The sequence below is a fragment of the Pseudomonas sp. AF32 genome, assembly GCF_022342325.2.
In the GTDB taxonomy this organism is placed as follows: domain Bacteria; phylum Pseudomonadota; class Gammaproteobacteria; order Pseudomonadales; family Pseudomonadaceae; genus Aquipseudomonas; species Aquipseudomonas uvaldensis.
This window is the reverse complement of the sequence record NZ_RQJK02000015.1, coordinates 50,414-63,047: the sequence shown is the minus strand read 5'-3', so window position 1 is coordinate 63,047 and position 12,634 is coordinate 50,414. Positions and strand designations below refer to the sequence as shown.

11 protein-coding genes are annotated in these 12,634 nt (G+C 61.9%); 7 read left to right on the top strand and 4 right to left on the bottom strand.

Features of this window, described 5'->3' with window-relative positions; all coding sequences use genetic code 11:
• Complete coding sequence (locus EGM97_RS15485; RefSeq protein ID WP_238962108.1) at window positions 1–855, bottom strand: LysR family transcriptional regulator; 855 nt, start codon at window positions 853–855, stop codon at window positions 1–3.
• A 74-nt stretch (window positions 856–929) separates the two neighbouring features.
• On the opposite strand from EGM97_RS15485, the gene EGM97_RS15480 reads away from it, so the two are divergent.
• Complete coding sequence (locus tag EGM97_RS15480) at window positions 930–1,904, top strand: DMT family transporter (protein WP_238962109.1); 975 nt, start codon at window positions 930–932, stop codon at window positions 1,902–1,904.
• On the opposite strand, the gene EGM97_RS15475 is transcribed toward EGM97_RS15480, so the two are convergent.
• Together EGM97_RS15475 and treA are read right to left on the bottom strand one after the other, a co-directional pair.
• Complete coding sequence (locus tag EGM97_RS15475; protein ID WP_238962110.1) at window positions 1,876–2,412, bottom strand: DUF488 domain-containing protein; 537 nt, start codon at window positions 2,410–2,412, stop codon at window positions 1,876–1,878. The two genes, EGM97_RS15480 and EGM97_RS15475, sit on opposite strands and share 29 nt — an antisense overlap.
• 22 nt (window positions 2,413–2,434) lie before the next feature.
• Complete coding sequence (treA, locus tag EGM97_RS15470; RefSeq protein ID WP_238962111.1) at window positions 2,435–4,060, bottom strand: alpha,alpha-trehalase TreA; 1,626 nt, start codon at window positions 4,058–4,060, stop codon at window positions 2,435–2,437.
• Between the two features lie 212 nt (window positions 4,061–4,272).
• Here treA and EGM97_RS15465 point away from each other — a divergent pair, with 212 nt between their 5' ends.
• The 6 genes from EGM97_RS15465 (at window position 4,273) to EGM97_RS15440 (ending at window position 11,624) form a co-directional block, all read left to right on the top strand.
• On the top strand, window positions 4,273–5,043 hold the full coding sequence (locus EGM97_RS15465; protein WP_238962112.1) for a substrate-binding periplasmic protein: 771 nt from the start codon (window positions 4,273–4,275) through the stop codon (window positions 5,041–5,043).
• 1 nt (window position 5,044) lies between these two features.
• Window positions 5,045–6,397, top strand: coding sequence for a GGDEF domain-containing protein (locus EGM97_RS15460; protein WP_238962113.1), 1,353 nt, complete (start codon window positions 5,045–5,047; stop codon window positions 6,395–6,397).
• Window positions 6,398–6,404: 7 nt separating this feature from the next.
• Complete coding sequence (locus tag EGM97_RS15455) at window positions 6,405–7,139, top strand: substrate-binding periplasmic protein (RefSeq protein WP_238962114.1); 735 nt, start codon at window positions 6,405–6,407, stop codon at window positions 7,137–7,139.
• A gap of 167 nt (window positions 7,140–7,306) precedes the next feature.
• Window positions 7,307–9,013, top strand: coding sequence for a molecular chaperone HscC (locus EGM97_RS15450; RefSeq protein ID WP_238962115.1), 1,707 nt, complete (start codon window positions 7,307–7,309; stop codon window positions 9,011–9,013).
• Window positions 9,010–10,671, top strand: a complete 1,662-nt coding sequence (locus tag EGM97_RS15445) for a J domain-containing protein (protein WP_238962116.1) — start codon at window positions 9,010–9,012, stop codon at window positions 10,669–10,671. Before EGM97_RS15450 ends, EGM97_RS15445 begins: the two co-directional genes overlap by 4 nt.
• Complete coding sequence (locus EGM97_RS15440) at window positions 10,668–11,624, top strand: DUF3829 domain-containing protein (RefSeq protein ID WP_238962117.1); 957 nt, start codon at window positions 10,668–10,670, stop codon at window positions 11,622–11,624. Before EGM97_RS15445 ends, EGM97_RS15440 begins: the two co-directional genes overlap by 4 nt.
• Window positions 11,625–11,640: 16 nt before the next feature.
• Here the strand turns inward: EGM97_RS15440 and EGM97_RS15435 are convergent, their stop codons facing one another.
• Window positions 11,641–12,408, bottom strand: coding sequence for a gamma-glutamyl-gamma-aminobutyrate hydrolase family protein (locus EGM97_RS15435; protein ID WP_238962118.1), 768 nt, complete (start codon window positions 12,406–12,408; stop codon window positions 11,641–11,643).
• Window positions 12,409–12,634: the final 226 nt, after the last annotated feature.

The window sequence follows — 12,634 nt, the reverse complement described above, 5'->3', positions numbered from 1 at the left end:
CTACAGTCGGAAGTGTCTCTGGAAGGTCCGCAAAAGCAGGCTCACCGCCTCATCGGCGTGTGAGGCCTGCGACCGCATGAACACCACCTCATGCTCTGGTATGCCCGGCAGATCGTCGAGAATCTGCATGCGCCCGGTTACACGCGCCCGATCTATCAGGCTGATCGCCAGCCCGGCCTCCACGCAGGCCTTCACGGCCTGGTTGGAGGGGCTTTCCAACACGATGCGCAACCGGCGGCCGCTCTGCCTGAGCGACTCCATCATAGCCTGCCGATAAGGGCACTGCGAGGCATGCACGGCCAACGGAAGCGGCTCCAGCGCCATCATCGCCGTGTTGATCGGCGCGACCCAGACGGGCGTGGTGGTTTCCAACACCGCGTCCTGCGCAACACCCTGACCTTTTGGCTGGGTCACGATTGCCGCCTGGAGTGTCCCACGCTGCACCTGATCCCTTAACGCATAGCTGGGTGCCGTCTTGAGCTCCAGCACGACATTTGGCCACGCCCCGGCAAAGGTCGGGAGGATGTCACGGATGACATGGTCGGCGTACTCATCCGGCACACCGAAGGTCACGCGCCCGGCCAGGCGGGTGCCCTGCAGGTCGGCCAGCACCCGGTCATGGGTCCTCAGCAGCTCGCCCGTCGACACGAGCAAACGCTTGCCCAGTCCGGTCAGGGAGACGGATTGGTTATCCCGGTTGAGCAAGCGTCCTCCGGCGATCGCTTCCAGCCGCTGTATGTGTACGCTCACCGCCGCCGGGCTTTTGTGAAGCTGCTCGGCCGCTGCGCTGAATTTTTCCAGCCGTGCCACGGTGTGAAAAGTGCGGATCAATTCGATATCGAGAATGGACGTCATGATTCAGTTTTCCTGAATGACTGCTACAGGACATTTTGATTTATTAGATTAGGCGGCTTTCGTAGCCTGTGGGCATGAACCGACCAAAAACGCCGTCCCGCCGCACCCAGACCAAGCCTGACTGGCGCTTGGTGATTCCATTGCCCATGCTCGAGGCTGGGCTGCTGCTGGCCTGGAGCTCCGGGTTTATCGGCGCTCGATTCTCGCTGGATTACGCTCCCGTATGGCTGGTGGTGTTCTGGCGTTGCGTCCTGGTTTCGCTTGTCCTGTTTCCCTTCGTCATCAAACCGTTACTGCAGACCCCACGTACGGTGCTGCTGAAAAACGCAGGCATCGGGCTCCTGGCCATGGCGGGCTATCTGGCCGGTATTACCCAGGGGATCGCCCTCGGCGTACCCGCCGGTCTGGCTGCGCTGTTCGCTGACTTGCTGCCGATGGGCCTGGCATTGTTGACCGCTGGCGTCCTCGGACAGCGCCTGGCCTGGCCAGTCTGGGTCGGTTTGGTCATCGGCCTGATCGGCGTTGCCCTGGTGACCCAGGGTGCATTGGCCTGGGGAAACGCCCCGATCTGGGCCTATAGCCTGCCTTTGTTGGGCATGTTGTCCCTCGCCGTCGCGACCCTCTGGCAAAAATCCCTGGCCCCTTCGCAGCGAATGGGCTTGCTGCCCAATCTCTGGCTGCAATGCGCGGTGTCGGGCCTTGCCTTCGCTATGGCCCAGGGCGCGCAGGGCAGCCTGGCGCCCATACCCGGGACGGGATTCGCCCTCAGCGTATTATGGACGGCGGGATTGTCGACGATAGGCGGTTATGGGCTCTATTGGCTGTGCCTGCGTCGCACGACCGCCACCCGCGTCACCAGCCTTTTGTACCTCAGCCCGCCCATTACGATGTTATGGGCCTGGGCCATGTTCGACGAACCGCTGTCCTGGCAACTGGCGGTGGGCATGGCTACATCCGGAATCGGCATCTGGATGGTGGTACGCACGGAGGCTCGGGACGCACTGCCAAGTCATAATCCTGCTACGTCGCCGCCGGGTAAATCAGCTTGAGCCCATGCACCTGCGCGGCGGGATTCAATACGGCCGTGCTCGCCTTGCCCTTGTCCATGATGTGAATGACTTCAACTTCGCGGACTAAAAGATAATCCGCAATGATCCTGCGATGGCAGCGCCACCAGACCGCTTCGGCACACATGATGGCGCAGCGTCGGGTTTCAGTGAGTGACAGAAGGCGTTCGAGGCCGACCTCGAACGCTTCTGTGAGTGCATGGTCCGCGTAGTTATGAAAGCTTCGGTTGTTCCAGAAGCCGTTGGTTTGCTCGGGGATGGTCGTGGACTTCTTGCGCAACCCGCCAAGCTCCAGGATCCGGTCATGATGGATCCCGAACCCGGCCAACAGGTCGGGCAGTGTATCCAGGTTGTATTGAGGATTTGTCCGGGATCGCGGGACCGTTCTGACATCGATAATCGTATCCACGCCGAAGCCCTGGACGATTTCCACGAATTGCTCGAGGGTGCGGGTCGAATGTCCGATCGTATAGACGGTGCCCTGGCCCATGGATACCCCTCGAGCAATTCTGTCATTGACCGTCGGCTCCGGAACTTTGACCATATTTCTCCAGCAGCTTGAGTGTGACCCCATTCGTCCAGCCGAAACCGTCCTGCAGCTCGTATTCGCCCCCACCGCCGCCTTGCCCGGCGCCGGATACATCGTACTTCTCCACCAGTTTGTCCTCGTCTCGGTAGAGATTCTGTACCTGCCGCAAGAAGCGCGTACCGATCTGCTGCGCGAGTTCGGTCTGCTGGTACCGGCTCAGCCCTTCCACCGCGACCCACTGCAACGGCGCCCAGCCATTGGGCTCGTCCCATTGCTGACCGTTGCTGACCTGGGTGGTGGCAATTCCCCCCGGACGTACCAGGCCAGCGCGTACCGCATCAGCCGTGCGACGAGCACGCTCGGCGGAGGCAAGGCCGGTGTAGAGCGGGAACAGCGTCGCGGCGGTGAGTGCCGGGCGTTGCTGCTTCAGTTGCCAGTCGTAGTCCACGTAGTAGCCGCCCTCGGCGTCCCATAGATGCTTCTCGATGGCGCGCTGGCGCTGGTCCGCGCGCTGGCTGTACGCCTGGGTGCACGGCATGTTCCGGGTGGTGTCGCACGCTTTGGCGATAGTGCGTTCCAGGTGATACAGCAGACTGTTCAGGTCCACCGGCACGATGGCGGTGGTGCGAATGGTCGACAGGTTTTTCCCGTCACCCAGCCAGCGGGAGCTGAAGTCCCAGCCACTTTCGGCGCCGGCCCGCAGGTCGCGCCACACCTCTTGCCTGGGCCTGCCGGACGCCTGCTCAGCCGTTTTGACGTCCTGCAACCACGACTCTTGCCGAGGCGTCGGGCTGGCATCCCAGTAACGATTGAGCACGCTGCCGTCGGCGAGCTTGACCACACGCTGGACAGCGGCGCCAGGCTCAAGCGTACGGGCACCTTCCATCCAGTAGGCGTATTCCCTTTGCAATTGTGGCAGGTACCGACCGTAGGCCTGGTCCCCTTCGATGTGCGCCTGCAACTCCACCATGTAGGCGAAGAACGGCGGCTGCGAGCGGCTCAGGTAGTAAGTGCGGTTGCCATTGGGAATGTGGCCGTAGGTGTCGATCATGTAGGCAAAGTTATCGGTCATCTGGCGAACCTGGGCCCTGTCGCCGCTTTGTTCCAGCCCCAGCATGGTGAAATAGGAATCCCAGTAATACATCTCGCGAAAGCGTCCGCCGGGCACTACATAGGGCTGCGGCAGTGGCAGCAGGCTGCTGTACTGCGGCACTTCTCTGTATGTGCGGCTCAGTACGGGCCACAGATTGTCGATGTGTTCCTTGATCGGCGCGCCGGGTTTCGGCGCCGGACTTTCGGCTTCGCCGGACTCGACGAAGTTGTCCTTGACGAACGCCTTCAGGTCGAAGCCGGCGCTGCCACGACGGGCCAGGTAATCGGCGCTGATCGTCGAGGGATCGCGAATGGGCAGCGCATCCACGAAGTGCTTCTGATCGGTGAACACCTGGTCGCGCTGCACCGCTTCGAACAGTTCGGGGTACGCCTGGTCGGGCGGTAGCGGAGTGCGCCCCTGGGCATCGCTGTAGCTCCAGGTGGCGGCGGGTTGGCTTGAACAGGCCGCGCACAGCACGGCGGCGAAGGACAGGCTGGTGAAATGCAATGGTCGCATCAGCGGCTCCGTGTATTGTCGTTCCTGACAAAACGAGTGACCCGACGCGATGGACCTCGGTTCATTTAAATGAACATCGGCCAAACCAGACCGACTGAGTGCTTCGCCTCGACGAGTGACATTCAAGCCAGGATTGGCCCAGCCGATAACCATTGAGTAGATGGACTCCAAGGCCTCGCCGGGCCCTGCTGGTCGTATAAGGTAAACAATCGATGGTCTTGCCGTTTAATCGCTTACTGGTGCTTGTCGTACTGATGCTCGTGACCGCAGGCGGGTTTTCGCCGAATGCTGCGGCAGAGGCTCCGTTGCGCATCGTCACGGAGGAGCTGCCTCCGTACAACATGACCCAGGATGGACGAGTGACCGGCATGAGCACCGAAGTGGTCGAGGCTGTCCTCAAGGAAGTCGGCGTGCACGCGTCGATCCAGTCCATGCCCTGGGCACGCGCCTACGAGCTGGCCCTCAATGAAAGCAACGTCCTGATCTACTCGATCGCCCGCACGCCTGCGCGTGAATCGCTGTTCCACTGGGTAGGCGCCATCGCTCCGACCCGGTGGTACCTGTATTCGCTGGCTGACCGGCCGGTGAAGCTCAATTCGCTGGAGGATGCCAAGGGCTTCCAGATTGCCACCGTCAACCAGGACGTGGGCGAGCAATACCTGATTTCGAAGGGTTTCCGCATCGGCGAGCAGTTGCAATCAAGCACCAAGTACGAACACAACTACCGCAAGCTCAAAGTCGACCATGTGGAGATGTGGATCTCCAACGAGCTCAACGCGCTGTACCTGACCCGCCAGAACGGCGAGGACCCGGATAAGGTGTTGATTCGTTCGCTGCCGATTCCCGACCTGAGCAGCGATGAAGGCCTGAGCATGGCGTTCAGCCGCAATACACCTGTCGAAACGGTGGAGAAGTTCCGCGCTGGCCTGGCAACCATCCGTCGCAACGGCGTCTACGATGCCATCCTGCGTAAATGGTTGTGATATGGCGCGTAATGGCGAGACGGCGACCGCGCAACAGACAAAGATAAAGGTATTCAGATCCCTTGGGCGGCGCCTGGTACTGGCGACGCTGTTGTTCTGTTTGATCTTTACCCTGGCGATGGTCACCTTGCGGACCTGGCTCGCCTGGGAACAAAACCTGGCGGAAATGAATTCGGAACTGGTCCTGATCGACCAGGTGTTCCAGAACACCCTGTCCCATGCCATCTGGGAAATGGACCGCGAATCGTTGAACAAGCAGCTCGCCAGCGTCGCGAAGGCGGCACCGGTCGGACGCCTGTTGCTCACGATCCCGCGTCCCGGCCAGTCGACCGAGGTCATCGAACTCAATCGATACAACGCAGTGAACGCCGGCCCGGCGCCTGTGTTGCACCGTGAGCTGGTTGCCCAGCCCTATGCCGGCGCCCATGAAAAAGTCGGCGATCTGACGATCGAAGGCGATAACAATCTGCTCTGGGAACGCCTCTGGGGCGAAGCTCGCAGCATCGTCATCACCCAGGTCATCCAGTCACTGTTGCTGGCGGGCCTGGTCATGACCATGTTCAACCGCCTGGTGACGGTGCACGTTGTCCACATTGCCCGGCACCTGGGAAACCTTACGCCGGGAACCCTCAAGCGACATTTCAAATTGCAGCGCTCGGTGCATGGCCAGGACGAACTGAGCCTGCTCGAATCCCAGGTCAACGAGCTTCAGGACAACCTCCAGGCCCACCTGGAACGCCAGCACCAGGACGAACTGGCGATGGCCGCCAGCCGCGATCAATTGGCCGAGCTGGTCGAGGCGCGTACCGCTGAACTCAAGGCCGCCAACCAGGCCCTTGAAGCGCTGTCACGCCACGATGCATTGACGGGCCTGCCCAACCGTCGGTATTTCGACGAGCTGAAGGAAATCGAATTCCGTCGCGCGCTGCGCCACAAGATCCCGCTGACAGTGCTCATGTGCGATGTCGATTTTTTCAAGGCCTACAACGACACCTACGGCCACCTGAAAGGTGACCAGTGCCTGCAACAGATCGCTGAAACCCTGCGCAGCGTCTTCGAACGCTCGGGGGAACTGACCGCGCGCGTGGGCGGCGAGGAGTTCGTCGTCATGCTGCCCAACGTCGACGCCAGACAGGCTTACGAGGCGGCCCAACAAGTGCGGGCACACTTGGCCGCACGCGAGCTGCCCCACGGCGGCTCGGCGGTATCGCCCTTCGTCACCTTGAGCATCGGCGTGGCCGAGCTGGACCCACTGACCATGGACCATTTCGATCAGTTGCTGCAACGCGCCGACCAAGCGCTTTACCGGGCCAAACACCAGGGGCGCAATCGCGTCGCCCTCCAAGACCAGTGAGACCTGTATGCATTACTGCCTGACGTTCTGCCTGTATTGCATCCTCGTTTTGTTCCCCCAGGCGAGTCATGCCCTGGAGATCGAGGTGGTGACCGAGGACTCCCTGTATGCCTACCTTCGTGATGACAAACTCGTGGGGCCAGGCACCCGCGTCGTCGAAGAAACCCTGAAAAAAGCAGGACTGACCGATCACCATATCCTGCTCTATCCTTGGGCCCGGGCTTATGAAAAGGCCCTGCACGAACCCAATGTACTGATCTATCCAATGGATCGCACCGCGCTGCGCGAGCCATTGTTCAAATGGGTGGGTGAACTGGAGCGGGTCACGATCAAGCTCTACAAGCTGCGCAAGCGCCACGATATCGTTCTGGCCAGCCTGGAAGACGCCAAACGCTACAGCGTGGGGGTGGTGCGCAACGACTCCAAGCAGTTACTGCTGGAACAACAGGGATTCACCCGGCTGGTCGTCTCGGCCGATCGTCGCGACAATTTTCAAAAACTGCTCAACCACCAGGTCCAGCTATTGCCCATGCCCGAGAATGCGGCACGAGTGATCAGCGAGGACGAGCACGTGCCGTTTGACGCGCTTGAAGAGGCCTATTCCATCGACGAGCGGCCGGCCAGTGTCTCCATGGCCTTCAGCCTGGACACTTCAGACGAAATCGTCGCCCGGGCACGGCGCGCTTTCGAGCAGTTGAAGGCTTCTGGCGAAGTGGATCGGATCATGCGGGAGGAACGTTAGGCTCTGTACGAAAAGTCGCTGAACGGCGATCAGGCGTCGTTCGTACAAAGCCCGGGCTGAAAATGAAACAAGACTGCCTACGCCACGTCGATACATCTCTGCTACGCTGGCCGGCTCGCAGGTAGCGCCATCGCGAGCAACCATCAAGTAAGGGAGGCTTAACGGACATGATTGTCGGCATTGACCTGGGCACCACCCATAGCCTGATCGCGGCATGGCGCGATGGCGCCGCGCAACTGGTGCCCAATGCGCTCGGTGAATGGCTGACGCCCAGTGTGGTGGGGCTCGATGATGAAGGTCGGATGATGGTCGGCCGGCCCGCACTGGAACGCCTGCAAACCCATCCCCAGGCGACCGCCGCGCTCTTCAAGCGCTACATGGGCAGCGCCCGCCTGACCACGCTGGGCAATCGCCCGTTCCGCGCCGAAGAGCTTTCGGCCATGGTCCTGCGCAGCCTGCGCGAGGATGCCGAGCGGCATTTCGGCGAACCGGTCGAGGAAGCCGTCATCAGCGTGCCGGCCTACTTCAACGATGCCCAGCGCAAAGCCACGCGCATCGCCGGTGAACTGGCCGGCCTCAAGGTCGAACGGCTCATCAACGAACCCACGGCTGCCGCCCTCGCCTACGGGCTGCACCAGCGCGACAACGCCAGCACCTTTCTGGTGTTCGACCTCGGCGGCGGGACCTTCGACGTGTCGATCCTGGAACTGTTCGAAGGGGTGATGGAGGTCCGGGCCAGTGCCGGCGACAACTACCTGGGCGGCGAAGACTTCGACACATTGCTGCTCCAGTCTTTCGTCGCCACCCAGGCCAAGGCTGCCGCAGGTCCCGTCCCCCTTGGAGACGCGCACCTGTTTGGCCGCTTGCGCCGTGAAGCCGAACGCGTGCGCAAATCCCTCGGTCATGACCCCAGCACCACGTTTTCGGTGCGCCATGGCGACCGGGAATGGCACCATGAATACACCCAGGCGCAGATGGCCGAGCTCTATGCCCCGCTGTTCGCTCGCCTGCGTGCGCCCATCGAGACCGCCCTGCGCGATGCCCGCATCCGCGCCAGTGAACTTGACGAAGTGCTGCTGGTCGGCGGAACCACCCGAATGCCGCTGGTACGCAAATTGACCGCCAGTCTGTTCGGGCGCTTCCCGTCCATCCAGCTCAACCCTGACGAAGCCGTGGCACTGGGTGCTGCCGTGCAGGCGGGATTGAAAAGCCGCGATGCGGCGCTTGAAGAAGTGGTGCTCACCGATGTCTGCCCTTATTCCATGGGCATCGAGATTTCCGTCGAGTACGGTGGCAGACTCGAATCCGGCCATTACCTGCCGATCATCGAACGCAACTGTGTGGTGCCCGTGAGCAGGGTCAAGCGTGTGGTGACCCTGCGCGACCAGCAGAAAGTCGTTGTGCTGAAGGTTTATCAGGGCGAGAGCCGCCAGGTCAGCGAGAATATTCTCCTTGGCGAACTGGAAATTCCAGTGCCGCCCATGCCTGCGGGGGAAGTGAGTATCGACGTACGTTTCACGTACGACACCAATGGCCTGCTGGAAGCCGATGCGCAAACCGTCCAGACCGGGGAACGGCACAATCTGGTGATTGCCAATAACGCCGGCGTGCTGGACGACGAAGAGATCGCCCGGCGTCTCAAAGCGCTGGAGGCGCTGAAGATCCACCCGCGCGACGAACAGCCCAATACCGTGCTGGTCGCACGACTTGAACGCCTTTACCAGGAAAGCCGCGGTGAACTGCGTCAGCGGATCGATGACCTAGCCACTCGTTTCGCCCAGATGCTCGAAACCCAGGAGCTTCATGATATCCGGGCGATGCGGATACAGATTTCGGAGCAGCTCGATACGTTGGAACGGGATGTCTGGCGATGAGTTGCTGGGAAGTATTGGGACTGTCGGAAGACGCCGACAAGCGCAGCATCAAGCGCCAGTACGCCAGCCTGCTCAAGCGCCATCGGCCGGACGATGATCCCGAGGGTTTCCAGAAGTTGCGCCAAGCCTATGAACAGGCTTTGGAATGGGCCGAATGGCAACCTCAAGCCCCTACCCTCAGCCAACTGCCTGCGCCTCTCGACGACGTTCAGGCACCACTGCCCGTGCCACCTCACCCACTCGAAAGGCCCTCCCCGGCCCAGCGCCTGGCTGAGCAATGCCTGGAGGGGATCGACGCTGCCAACCTCGCCGACCGCCTGGCCCAGGCGCGCCTCCAGGGTTGCGAGCAAGCGTTCGAGCACGGTCTGCTGCAGCGCTGTCTGCCAGATGAGGACAACTACGCGCTGGCCGAAGCGGCCATCGAGCAGTTGCACTGGCTCACGCCCTGGCAGCGTGAAGACCTGCCCCCTGCCGCCACCGAACACCTGCGCAGCAGGCTCATGGATCATGCCTGTTCCCGCTTGACCGAGGTCTGGCACGATACCCAGCGTTTCCTCGATCTGGCCCGACAGCTCGCAGCCAGTCCCTGGCTGCAAACACTGGACGCGCGCCAATGGCTGAACCAGAGTCTGGCCATCATCCTGCTGCAGGCACCGGGCTGGTCGGAACGACTCTTCGAAGGCGTGTGTGCCCAACAGGGGTGGAGGCTGAGCGGCCACCACAGCGCTTGCCCCGAGCCCTGGTGGAGCCAGCTGCTGGCTCAAAGTCACTGCGCCACGTTCGTGCAAAACCAGGTCCGGCTCACCCAGTTCTACGACAGCAGCGCCTCCCAGGCAGCACGCATGTTGTTTGGATCCCTGGACGAAGACGCCCGCGTGCGCCTGAGCATTACGTTCAGCGCGGCCGACTGGGACGCCTGCGAGGAGCTGTATCGCACTGTTCAGCTTCGCCATCCGCAACTGTTGTACCAAATGCCCCAGCTGGCCCCCGACAACTGGCGCCCGCTGCGCCGGCGGCCACCTGCGGTGGCCGTGCCAGCGGCCATCGTTGGCGCCAGCGCCTGCATGAGTTGGCTGCTGGAGTATCGCCTCGGTGGCAGCTTCTACGTCAGCGTGATCGATCTGCTCCTGCGTGCCCTGTTTCTCGGTGCTGTCGCGTGGATACTCAACGCGGGCTGCAAAATGTTGAGCCGCGCATGGCGCCTCGACCAGTGGCTCCACGAGCGATACGGGCACTGGCTCAGCTTCAGGCGTCCTGCCCCGCTACCGATTCGCGAGAGCCTGTGGGTCGGGCTGCTGGGTGGTGTCATCTACATGGCTGGGGGGCTTGCAGGGTCGGCCACGTATTTCGGCATCCTCGCCCTGTCGGCCATCATGAGCCGGTTCGCGGCTTCCAAACGCGTCGCTTCACTGTATTCGCGGCTTTATGAACGGTTGCCGGACGACGTCCTGGTCGGCCTTTTCCTGGGCATCCTCATTCCCCTGGTCCTGTTGGGCAATACCTTCGCAGGGAACGCGCCACTCGCCGCCAACGAGGGTCTGCAGGCCTGGCCGCAGCGAACCTGCGTCGCCCGCCAGCTCACCACGACGCCCTGCCCAGCGCAATTGTCCGCCACCCAGTGGCATGTGCCCAAGACGTCCCAGGCAGATCAACCATGATCAGTAACCGAGCCTTTGCCATTGCCGTTATCGCGCTGCTGGGCCTGACCTGGCTGGTCCTGCAATTGGAGGGGCCAAGGCACATCGATCAGCAAACCCGTTCGCGTTGGCTCGAAGTCCAACAGATCAACACCTGCCTGTTGAACGGCGCGGACCTTCTGGAACGTCGCTTTGCCGACTACCGCGACTTGATTGCGCCAGCCACCGAGACCAGCCCTTACCGGAGGTTGTTTTCCGGCTTCGGCATGGGCTCCGGCAACGTCATTCCTTCCAAGGACACCCAACCATCGCCCTGCTACCGATGGTTCGATGGAGAACCCGGCAGCTTGCAGTACTTCGCCAAAAACTACGTCAGAGCCTATGACAGCCTGCGACCGCATGCCGAAGCGACCGAGCGATGGCTGGCGACCCGGCCCAGCGATCGGGATCAATCGCGACTCGAACCACTCGACCGCGCCCTGCGCTCGGGTCTGCAAGAAGTCCGTACCCAATCGATTCCCTTGCGCCAGGCCTTGGAACGGCCGCAACTGTTGGTTCGTGAGCAGCAGCTGGCATCCATCGAACAACGCCTGGGGCACGACCAGCATTGGCATACGCTGCGCTTCATGATCCACGCACGCGAAACCATCAACGCTCTGGACGCCATGACCAACGGGGCGGATTTGACACCGCAACAGTTGCTCGACTTCTATCGACCGCTCACCACCAGCTGGACGGCCGCCGAGGCCTTCGTACAGGCGCGGCCCCGGTTACGCTCGTCCGATGGCGGGCAGCCCGTGTGGAGCTCAATCAGCCTGGCGGCCAAGGAATGGCTCGGTGCCGTCGAGCGCCTGCAACGACACTGGGCATCGGGTGCCGACGCCACGGCGTTGAACCAGGATCTCGCCGCGGTCCGGTCCGGCTACGATGAATTACAGACGCGCTACAACGCGGCGGTGGCGCTGCAGTATTGAGACAGGTATCGAGTCGTCAATGACCGTTCGCCGCCGTGGCACGTCGTCCGGCCCGCTTTCGGCATGCGTTGCCAAATGCCTGGAAGATTGCCAGGTAATCCGGATTGCGCATCACCTGCCATTCCGGATGCCACTGTATGCCCAAGGCAAAAGCCTTACTGCCTTCTACGGAAAGTCCCTCCACCAGCCCGTCCTCGGCCACCGCCTCGACGCGCAGGCCATTGCCCAACCGCGCAATGCCCTGGCCATGTACGGAATTGACTTCGATCACGCCTGACAGCCCCAAACGGGAGAGCACCCCGCCGGGCTGCACGGTCATGGCGTGGGTGCGGGCATACTGGTCTTCGACGGGCTCGTTACTGGGAGGCTCGTGTTCGGCACCTGGCCCATCGAGTTGCTGATGGAGGGTGCCACCGAAGGCCACGTTCATTTCCTGAAAACCCCGGCAGATGCCCAACACCGGGACACCGGCCTCGACGGCAGCGCGCCAGAGCGGCAGCGTCAACTGATCGCGGGCGGCGTCGTGCGGTGTACCGGGCGGGCTGGGCAGACCGCCGTAATGTTTGGGCTCGATATTGGAGGGCGAACCGGTGAAGAGCAGCCCGTCCACGTTTTCGAGGATCTCGGCCAGGTCAAGCAAGTCCGGGAACAGAGGCAAAATGAACGGTAGCCCTTTGGCGGCGGTGGCAACCGCCTGGGAATACTTGTCGTTGCTGATCTGGACGGCGTGCGGGCCGATCTGCCAGGCGCACGCGGTAACGCCTATGATGGGCGGACGAGACATGGAGCCCGTTTCTTCGTCCCCGCTGGGGGACACTTCGAGCTTTTCGTCGCTTGGTTTCGATTGGGCAGAAGCTCGCCCCTGGGATGGCTTTTCAATGTCGGCATGATCGGGATGCATCGGCAGGCTCTTTATCGCAGGAAATTCGAGCGTTGGATGCCGATGCAAGACAGGTTGTTCATTCAGGATGACAGGAATCGTCACCGCTACGCAGGGCGTGATGCAGGCG

Excerpts from the sequence above, each read along its gene's own strand:
- treA (WP_238962111.1), bottom strand. The coding sequence starts at position 4,060 with ATGCGACCATTGCATTTCACCAGCCTGTCCTTCGCCGCCGTGCTGTGC.
- EGM97_RS15455 (WP_238962114.1), top strand. The coding sequence starts at position 6,405 with ATGCATTACTGCCTGACGTTCTGCCTGTATTGCATCCTCGTTTTGTTC.
- EGM97_RS15480 (WP_238962109.1), top strand. The coding sequence starts at position 930 with ATGAACCGACCAAAAACGCCGTCCCGCCGCACCCAGACCAAGCCTGAC.
- EGM97_RS15445 (WP_238962116.1), top strand. The coding sequence starts at position 9,010 with ATGAGTTGCTGGGAAGTATTGGGACTGTCGGAAGACGCCGACAAGCGC.
- EGM97_RS15435 (WP_238962118.1), bottom strand. The coding sequence starts at position 12,408 with ATGTCTCGTCCGCCCATCATAGGCGTTACCGCGTGCGCCTGGCAGATC.
- EGM97_RS15475 (WP_238962110.1), bottom strand. The coding sequence starts at position 2,412 with ATGGGCCAGGGCACCGTCTATACGATCGGACATTCGACCCGCACCCTC.
- EGM97_RS15440 (WP_238962117.1), top strand. The coding sequence starts at position 10,668 with ATGATCAGTAACCGAGCCTTTGCCATTGCCGTTATCGCGCTGCTGGGC.
- EGM97_RS15450 (WP_238962115.1), top strand. The coding sequence starts at position 7,307 with ATGATTGTCGGCATTGACCTGGGCACCACCCATAGCCTGATCGCGGCA.
- EGM97_RS15460 (WP_238962113.1), top strand. The coding sequence starts at position 5,045 with ATGGCGCGTAATGGCGAGACGGCGACCGCGCAACAGACAAAGATAAAG.
- EGM97_RS15485 (WP_238962108.1), bottom strand. The coding sequence starts at position 855 with ATGACGTCCATTCTCGATATCGAATTGATCCGCACTTTTCACACCGTG.
- EGM97_RS15465 (WP_238962112.1), top strand. The coding sequence starts at position 4,273 with ATGGTCTTGCCGTTTAATCGCTTACTGGTGCTTGTCGTACTGATGCTC.